General features: G+C 57.7%; 7 protein-coding genes and 1 pseudogene. 4 read left to right on the top strand and 4 right to left on the bottom strand.

The annotated features are described in order from the left end of the window. Positions 1 to 382 precede the first annotated feature (382 nt). Together MP439_02855 and MP439_02850 are read right to left on the bottom strand one after the other, a co-directional pair. Positions 383 to 859: a hypothetical protein gene (locus MP439_02855; protein MCI2974998.1), complete on the bottom strand. Its 477-nt coding sequence runs from the start codon at positions 857 to 859 to the stop codon at positions 383 to 385. Between the two features lie 166 nt (positions 860 to 1025). After that, positions 1026 to 1280, bottom strand: a complete 255-nt coding sequence (locus tag MP439_02850; protein MCI2974997.1) for a Y4bD/Y4pK family protein — start codon at positions 1278 to 1280, stop codon at positions 1026 to 1028. Positions 1281 to 1390: 110 nt separating this feature from the next. Between MP439_02850 and MP439_02845 the strand changes: the two are divergent. Continuing rightward, positions 1391 to 1522 (top strand): annotated as a pseudogene (locus MP439_02845) (IS3 family transposase). Positions 1523 to 1681: 159 nt separating this feature from the next. Here MP439_02845 and MP439_02840 read toward each other — a convergent pair. Continuing rightward, positions 1682 to 2224, bottom strand: coding sequence for a pyridoxamine 5'-phosphate oxidase family protein (locus tag MP439_02840; protein ID MCI2974996.1), 543 nt, complete (start codon positions 2222 to 2224; stop codon positions 1682 to 1684). Positions 2225 to 2448: 224 nt separating this feature from the next. Here MP439_02840 and MP439_02835 point away from each other — a divergent pair, with 224 nt between their 5' ends. The 3 genes from MP439_02835 to MP439_02825 all read left to right on the top strand — a co-directional run bounded on the left by MP439_02835 (position 2449) and on the right by MP439_02825 (position 5302). Next, positions 2449 to 3006 carry an NAD(P)H-dependent oxidoreductase gene (locus tag MP439_02835; GenBank protein ID MCI2974995.1) on the top strand — a complete coding sequence of 186 codons (558 nt, stop codon included), beginning with the start codon at positions 2449 to 2451 and terminating at the stop codon, positions 3004 to 3006. 226 nt (positions 3007 to 3232) lie between these two features. Continuing rightward, on the top strand, positions 3233 to 4246 hold the full coding sequence (locus MP439_02830; GenBank protein MCI2974994.1) for a hypothetical protein: 1014 nt from the start codon (positions 3233 to 3235) through the stop codon (positions 4244 to 4246). Positions 4247 to 4270: 24 nt separating this feature from the next. Next, complete coding sequence (locus MP439_02825) at positions 4271 to 5302, top strand: prephenate dehydrogenase/arogenate dehydrogenase family protein (protein MCI2974993.1); 1032 nt, start codon at positions 4271 to 4273, stop codon at positions 5300 to 5302. Here the strand turns inward: MP439_02825 and MP439_02820 are convergent. After that, on the bottom strand, positions 5264 to 7213 hold the full coding sequence (locus MP439_02820) for a GGDEF domain-containing phosphodiesterase (GenBank protein MCI2974992.1): 1950 nt from the start codon (positions 7211 to 7213) through the stop codon (positions 5264 to 5266). The two genes, MP439_02825 and MP439_02820, sit on opposite strands and share 39 nt — an antisense overlap. Positions 7214 to 7252: the final 39 nt, after the last annotated feature.

Here is a 7252-nt window from a genome sequence, read left to right as displayed (position 1 = left end):
GTCATATTGACGAATGCCTGACTCTGTGTTGTTGAGGACCTGGTAAAGGGTGGACTGGCGTCTATAGAGATAGGCCCCAGGTCGCAGATGCGATTCGCGTACTTTGGTGATTGCCTCGGTGCTCATTGGTGCTCACCCAACAACTGCAAGGACCATCTGCGAAAGCACACCCACCAACTCTGTGCTCGTCGTGTGGCTTGTACCAGGTGGCTTGGCTGATGGGCTATGGGTAGCTGGGATGACCCGAGATGTCCGTAACCATCGCGCCATTCCTCGGCTGAGCAATACCCCCAAACCAAGTGGGCTACTGGTTGACTTACCATCGAGTGCATGGCTACGAAGCGCCTCATAGCACTCGAGATCTTCGTCATGAACACTCCCCTCATCGAGGGTCTCCACTTTTGGGCTGGCGCAAACGCGCCAGTGCTCGTTCTATCGACCGAGGGTGGACCCGGATTCCAAAGTTCTCTTCAATGGGGGCAACAAGGCTAAGGGCCCGAAGATCTGGGTTCTGCTCTAAGAGCTGTTGTACAAAGGACACCACCTCGACCGACATCTTGTGAGCTCTGCGTGGTCCCGGACGAACCGGCATCAGGCCAGCCATGCCGTAACGGTCAAGTGCGAGAGCGGCCTCATAGAAGGATGGACGAGAAAAGCCATACTCTGTCACAGCGTGGCTGACGCTATCTCCGTCGATGCGTACTTTGCGAACCATCTCGTACTTTACCTGCATGAGATCTCTGGGGTCTAAGAACTCAGAGGTCGCAAAGGCCGGATCGCACACCGCCTCGTGATTGAGATTGAAGCAACGCTCGGCCTTTAACGCCTCCATCTTCGCATCCTGTCTTGGGTCTGTCATTGGTTTCCTTTCTTCCACTGGCTCGTGAGCACTGTAAGGCTCCTTATGCTATACCTAGTACAACCTGTCAAGCCTGCCATCTACTGAGCTGCAGGTTCTTTTAGCACCCCCTACCATCAGATCCGTACATGGCATAATGGGCCTTACAGTTACGGCAAAGTTACCCTTACACATGCTTTCCTCGTATCCCCTCCATGATCTCAAGTAGGTCGAGGAGGTCTTGCACTCGGAAGGCACTGCGTCCGGCCGATATCGACACGAATACATCTGGTTCCCCAAACTCAGTCCATGACGTGGGCAACGACTGCATCGAGTGATCATGGCCAAAGAAGAACACTCGGTCCTGGCTCCAGGCATTTGCATGCCGAACGAAGACGAACTCATAGCCGAACCATGGGTGAAACGGATGCGTCACCCGCACAGTTTCATACTCAGACGTGCTAACGGGTGTAGTTGACTGCGATCTCCAAGCCTATGGCCGAGTCACTTTGGGCATCACGCAAACGAGAGCTCATCTATCGCACAACCTTGAGCACACGAGAGGAGGCAAGGACCGCAATCTTTGACTGGATCAACTGGTACAACAAGACGCGACGACACTCGGGGATCAAGTATCTCTCGCCGATTCAGTTCGAACAAGGGGCTAGGGTGCAAGCCGCATAGCTAAGCAGAAGTGATGTGTTCCATATGGTGAGCAAGTCAAGATCGCGTTATCGTAGCCACGTTCTTGCGGTACCAGCGTTAAAAAGTAATCACCAAAGTGCGTTAGTGCGGTAGCGAGATCCAGTTGTTGGCGACTCGCGACGATGATGGTTGCGGCACCTACGGGATCGAGGGCAGGCCGTCGATGCTGCGGGTGTTAAATCGTTTGCGATAGCTGTGCAAACCTTCGTCACCCTTGGCGGCAATCCAATTCTCCAAGCGATCCCGTTGACGCATCTGTGCCGCCATTGGAACGCCATAGCCACAGGATTCCCCAACCTCCTTGATGGTTATCCAGATGATCGCGCGTGCTCCATCGCGTTGGGGAAACTTGGTTATCAAACTGTCAAAACGTGATCCACCTGGCAGCAATGGTTGCCCGCTACCGTAGATGCGCAGAACGTTCGGGACGCCAGCGAACGAGCAAAACATCAGTGTTATGCGCCCATTTTCCCTGAGATGGGCGATGGTCTCCGCCCCTGATCCGGTGAGGTCCAAGTAGGCCAAATGGTGGCTATCGGGGAGGTAGAGGGTGTCGCGTAATCCTTTTGGTGAGCAGTTGATGTGGCCATGGTCAGACAGGGGCGCCGTGGCAACGAAAAACACCTCCTGGGCATGGATGAAGTCGATGTCATCCTTCGTGAGTTCTGTGCGCATGGTCATGTAGTTGACTCTAGCCATGGGTTAACGAGCGTCGCGCAATTCGAGATGACGCAGTGCACCCGATAGACTCGCGGCTCCATCTCGCGTGATGCGTTCAGCGGGTGGGCGTATGCTCTGTTGCCCATGCGGCCTGGGAGCGCGGGAACCTTGGGTGGTACGCGGAATAGGTGGTCATGGTCGCCGTTTTACTATCTGAGAAAGTCAATTGCCAGAAAGGTGCACAGATGCAGATTGTCGGATTATCAGGTAGCTTTCGACAGGGTTCGTACAACACCAGGTTGCTGCGCTTCATCGGAACGCTCTTTGATGCGGATGCCGAGTATGTCGTCGTCAGCGATCTTGATCAGCTGCCGTTCTACGCAGAGTCCTGGGAGTCAGCGCTTCCAGCCTATGCCGAACGACTTCGCGCGCTCGTAGCTGACGCTGATGCGCTGATCATCGCTTCCCCGGAGTATAACCACTCCTATACGCCGGTTATCAAGAACGCGATCGATTGGCTATCACGTCCCTATGGTGCCGGGTCAATCACGCGCAAGCCGGTGGCACTGGTCGGTGCGTCGCCGAGTCTGTACGGGACCATTCGAGCGCAGTCGCATCTGCGCCAAGTTTTGCACGGGGTTGATGCTGATGTCGTGACGCGTCCAGAGATCTTTGTTAATGATGCTTCCGCGAAGTTCGATCTGCAGGGGAACCTTACCGATGAGGTTGGGGTGGAGCTCGCCAAGGCGTTAGTCGCCCGGTTGTATCAGTTAGAGGTGTCGGATCGTCGCTTGACGGCCTAACGGGGCTCGCATCCTTTCCCATTCGAAGGCGCCATTGGTGTTGAGTCATGAGCTGCCACGACATAAGCCGTTAGGATGCTGGCGGTGGCTCCGGTTACCACCGGTGCCAATGGACCGTGGGTATCGGCGGCGTTGGTGACCAAGAATGCGTTCGATTCTCGGTGTGGGCCATGCGCGTCCTGAGCTTCTATGCTGAGCCCAATGTTTGTAGTGGTTGGTGGCCCAAATGGCCGACCAGTCGATGGATGGCGATGCAGCAAGCGATAGCACAACTATCAAGACAAACTGGTCAGTAGCAATCGATCAAGGATGGAGGCACAACGTGGTAGCGAGCCGAGAGCGGGCCATGATCTGTTTTGCTGGACCTCTTGGCAGCTCCGACCATAGAGTTATTGAACTTTTTGGCTTCACGGAGTTTGATCCACTTCCGATGCCCTCGGTGGAGGAAGTCATTTTCACTGTCTCGACGACCCCTGGCCTTCTCGGCGTGCTGCCGATCGAGAACTCCACCGAAGGCGAGCTCACCCTGACGCTGGATCGGTTGATATTTGATGCTGACGATGCCCTTATCGTGGGTGAAGCGGTCCTCGCCGAGGAGATTTGGGGGTTTTCACTCAACGGCGAGGCCTCGGTGCATACCGCCATCTCGCATTCGATGATTCTGGATCTTTGCGCCGACTTCATCCGTCATCGGGGACTCAGCGTGAAGCATGCCGTCTCGACGAAGGCGGCGTGCGATGAGGTGATCAACGCGCTCGATGTTGGACTCATGGCGCTCGCACCCCCGAGCGTCGGAGCTCAAGCTGGACTCAATGCGGTTGAGACCCAAGTCGCCCGGGTGAGTGAGTTACGTACCCGGTACGCGCTGATTGCCAATAGCCTGCCAGCGCCAACCGGTGCCGACCGAACCATGCTTGCGATTGTCCCTCGTTACGACGCCGTTGGCGCCTTGAGTGAGATCGCTGGTCAGTTCAAGAGCCACGACGTCAACATGACCTCGATCCTGTCGCGTCCTCTGGCTGGAGAGCGTGACGTCCACTGTTTTGTTGTTGTTGCTGATGGTCACGCTCATGCGGAGCCTGTGCGCTCACTCTTGCGCTCGCTCTTGCGGGCTGGCCATCAGGTCAAACTGATGGGTTGCTATCCTCGATGGACGGCCAAAGAGGTGGTGACCCCGTCGACGCAACTCCCCAGAGGGGTGCTGGCCTATGAAGACAGTGCTGATACACCTCGTTTGTAAGGCGCAGTGACGGTGGTTCCTGGCATGCCAGAGGCTGTCACGGATGCTCGGTACCGACTTGGCTGTGTCGGGATTCTCGGGCTTGGCCACATGGGGGCGTCACTGGCTGGTGCGCTCGCAACCCGGGTATCGGTCCTCGGTTTTGACCCGGACGCCCGAGCCATTGCCTATGTCACGGGTGTGTTCGGTATTCGGGGCGCCCAATCATTGCAAGAGCTTGTGACCCAATGTTCAGTGATCATGATCGCCGCGCCGACGCCGAAGGTTCCGGTGCTAAGAGCCGAGCTGGATGCGCTGGCCGAGCTGGTGGGTACTCGGCCGGTCGTGTGTGATATCGCCTCCGTAAAGGCTGATCTTGGACTAGGGAGCCAACGAGATTTGGCGCTACGGTTCGTGAGTCTGCACCCGATGGCTGGGCGCGAAGGCAATGGGGCCATGAGTGCAGACCCGACGATCTTTGCTCGGGCGAACTGGGTGGTGGTTCTCTCCGGGTGTGAAGAGCCTGAGGCGCTGCTCATGGCGATCAGTATTCCTTTGGCCCTTGGCAACGGCGTTGTGCCGATGTGGCTGGCCCAACACGATGAGGCAATCGCTAGTGTGTCGACCTTGCCGCATGTGAGCGCGGCTGCCCTCGCCCGTGCCGTCGGTACGAGCGAAGATCGCGATCTCCTCTCCTTGTTGGCCGCAGGTTCCATTCGCGACGGTGTGCGTGTGGCGCGTACCGATCCTCGTCGGATCGTTGAGATGGTCTACCCAAACCGCAGCGCACTGCGCTTGGCTATCGATGCCCTGATCGACGAGCTGCTCGCCTGCCGTGATCATCTCGATGACGTGGTATGGTTATCCGACTGGATGGGTCAGGCTCATCTCAATGCGAGTGCCCTTGCGCGAGAGGTCGGCGAGGTGACACACAAGTATGTGGCGCTCGAAGCGCTCGGCGACGAACTCGGACGCTTGGCGAGTGCTCACCGCCTTGTTGTAGGCCTAGACTGGCAAGCCCCTCAGCTGCGAGTGGACTCAGTTGGCTATGAGTCGAGTCGAGACTCTGAGACGTAGTTCGGCTCCAAGACTTACGAGTTCGTCAATCGCCGGTAGGTCATGGTTTTTCATGATGCGGCCGATCAAGGCGTGTTGGGCGCGATGTAATGCGATCAAATCAACGTGCTTAAGTTGACCTTCGATGCTGCAGGGCTGCCTCGCCAGTTCATCGCCCCCTTCGCTTGCGGCGAAGGCGATGATGGCTCGCTCCCATCGAAAAGTCTTTACTCCCGCGACGAGCAACTCGTGAGAGCCCCCGGTCGATGGCGGGAGCGGGAGGGGATCAGCGAGTTCGAGAAGCGCGTCGATGGTCAGCGGTCGTGCAAGCGCATAGCCTTGCCCGAGTTGAGCCCCGAGTGCGTCTAGAACGGGCACCATTCGAGGATCTTCGATTCCCTCGATGACGAGCTCGATCCCGAGGAGTTTGCTTGCATCGATGGCGACGGTCATGAGTGGAAGTCCGACGTTGAGGAGGTCGATTGGTTCCGAGAAGGCGCGATCGAGTTTTACCTCATCGAAGGGGAAACTCATGATACGCGACAGTGAAGCGTATCCGCTTCCGAAGTCGTCCAGGGCGATGTGGTGGCCCGCTTCCTTGAGCAAAGAAAGTGGGCCATAGGCCAACGATACGAGATCTTGTGTCTCGATGACCTCGACGCCAAGTTGTTTTGGGTCGAGTCCACGTTCGCGCCAGCGGTCGATGATCGACTGAGCGCAGGTGTCACTTGAGATGAGATCCGGCTCGATATTGATGGAGATCGGTAGTGATAGGCCTCGCGAGGCGGCGTGGTCAGCCACTTGTTCGAGCACTGACTCAAAGACGCGATGGCGTTCATCCCTCGACAGCGCTGTGATGAAGTCCTCAGGGCCGATGATCCCTGCTGGCGAGCGGAGGCGAACCAGGGCCTCAAGCCGTGCGATGGCACCCGTGTGAAGGTTGACGATGGGCTGGTAGCGCACCTCGAGATGGTCCGTTCCACGGGCGATGAGGGAATGAATAGCCCGCATTTTCGATGGCGGTGTGGTGGACCGAGGCGGTGATGCGACTAACTGGAGACCCTCGGTCGGTCCTAAGGCTAACGCCTGCTCGAGTGCAGCCTCGGCGGCGTCGAGCAGATCGAGCGCGTCATCACCGTCGTCTGGAGAGATGGCCATGCCAGCGTGCCAGCTCACTGTGTTGTCGCGAGGTATGGAGGCACTCATTTCGTCGAGACTTGCGAGTTCTCGCTCCATGATGGCCATTACCTCAACGCGATCCTTCGCACCCTCGATGAGGAGTGCAAAGCTCGTGTCTCCAAGGCGGGCGACAGCGTCGGTGGACCGAGTTAGGGAGTCAAGCCGGTGGGCATAGCCGACGAGCGCCCGCTCCCGGTCACGCGGGTCATGTGTCTCGGTTTGGGCCACGAGCGCATCCACGTCGATGATCGATACGGCGATATGTGAATGGTTGCGTTGGGCTCGCTGGAGAGCGGCGGTGAGCGCTTCGACGAGGCCGCGGCGATTCAAGAGCCCGGTCAGTGGATCATGATGGCCAAAGGTCAGTGCAGATCGCAGCTCGTGCCGGTACCGTCGGTCCAAAGTGTCGATGGCGCGGCCAACGAGACGCTGACGTTGGCGTTCGATCAGGGAGGCGGGTACATCTTGGCGAGCCACGATCGTTAACGACGCTAACGTCTCGATGAGCATCGAGCAGGCAGAGAGGGGCAGTCCATGTCGCTGCAGGGTCAGTCCTGCTAGCTCTGCCCCTTTGAGACTGGCTTCGGGGTCGACCAGCGATGGGGCGAGCGCTGCGATGAGCGGCCCTATCGTCTCGGTTGAGACCGACCATTCTTCGTCAGCTTGTTGCCCGAGGCGTACCATCGTTTTTTTGACGCTGTCTTGGAAATCGGCTATCTCGAACCAGGGCGTTCCATGTTGCAGATTGTTCACAGGTCGCCCGATCCTTCCGTTGTACATCCGATCGATACA

The organism is Ferrimicrobium sp., assembly GCA_022690815.1.
GTDB lineage: Bacteria > Actinomycetota > Acidimicrobiia > Acidimicrobiales > Acidimicrobiaceae > Ferrimicrobium.
This window is presented reverse-complemented; position numbering and strand designations above follow the sequence as displayed.